At 66.5% G+C, this 1482-nt stretch carries 1 protein-coding gene; it reads left to right on the forward strand.

The features are described from left to right. Positions 1–1482: PAS domain-containing sensor histidine kinase (locus tag AC097L_RS24030; RefSeq protein ID WP_479589244.1), on the forward strand; the 1482-nt coding region annotated here is incomplete at both ends.

Below are 1482 nucleotides of genomic sequence, written 5' to 3' on the forward strand. Positions count from 1 at the left end.
GGATACCTTCCAGCTTGCGGCGGGTCAGCGCGCGGCATCCATCTGGCTGGTGGACCGCAGCGGCGAAATCGTGGCCGACACCGATGGCGGGACGCATGTGGGCACGGTGAATGTGCTGAACTGGCCATTGGTGCAGGCTGCGCGGAACTTTCAAACCCTGCCCGAGGTGTTCCGTTTCGGGGGCCGCAGCTTCCACCCGGCGGTGGTGCATTCCGAAGCTCTGGACTGGTATTTTGTAGGCGGCATGCCTGCCGGGCTGGAGAACCAGGACATCCAGGGGCTGGTGGTGATGGTGGTGGCCGGGTTTGCAGGTGCCGTGCTGGTGGGTTTGGTGCTGGCCCCGTTTTGGGCCTCGTGGCTGACCCGGCCCTTGCGCCGCATCCTCGTCCGCGCTGGGCAGATTACCCAGGGCGCTGCCGACGGGCCCTGGCCACGCGGTGCCATCCTGGAGTTCAATGACCTGTCGGCAGACCTGGAGAAAATGGCCCGCACGCTGCGGGAGCGTGAACTGAAGTCGCAAGCCATCTTCAACGCCTCACCGGTACCCATGTCGGTGACCCATACCGAGTCGCCCTACCCGTTGCTGGACGTGAACGAGGCCTGGTGCCGGGGGTTCGGGCGCACGCGGGAGGCGGTATTGGGCCGCACCGCGAACGAGATTGGCCTGTGGCGGTCGCAGGAGGAGCGCAGCGCGATGTTGAACAGCCTGCAGCAGGGGCACACGGTGGTGGAGGCCTGGATGCTGCGGGGCGATGGCGAGGCGGTGCTGTTCCAGCTATACCGGCGGCAGGCGCAGGTGGGCACCTCTTTCCTGATGGTGTGGGCGGCGGTGGAGATGACCGACATCCAGCGCATCAGCAACGAGCTGCGCGAACTCAATACCGAACTCGAAGCCCGCGTGCAGCGCCGCACCCAGGCCCTGGCGGCTGCCAACGAAGATTTGTCGGGTGCGGTGGCCCATCTGCGCGCCACCCAGGCCGAGCTGGTGCGGGCCGAAAAAATGGCCGCTTTGGGCGGGCTGGTGGCTGGTGTGGCCCACGAGCTCAACACTCCGCTGGGCAACAGCCTGATGGCGGTCAGCGCGCTCACTGACGAGGTGCGCCAATTCCGCACCGCCATGCACACTGGCCTGCGCCGCAGCGCGCTGAACAGCCTGCTCGACAGTGTGGACCAGGCCACCGACATCGCCACCCGCAACCTGCACCGCGCAGCCGACCTGGTCACCCGCTTCAAACAGGTGGCGGTGGACCAGACCAGCTCGCAACGCCGCCATTTTGAGTTGCGCGAGGTCGTGGATGAAATGGTGGCCAGCCTGCGCCCGACCTTTGCCCGCACACCCTACAAGATCCAGGTCGATGTACCCACCGGTTTGCGGCTGGACAGTTACCCCGGTGCACTGGGCCAGGCGATTGGCAACCTGATCCACAACGCCGTGCTGCACGGCTTTGAGGGCCGCGACCATGGCACCGTGCGCCTTACCGG

The sequence above is a fragment of the Rhodoferax sp. RT5P35 genome (assembly GCF_056521385.1).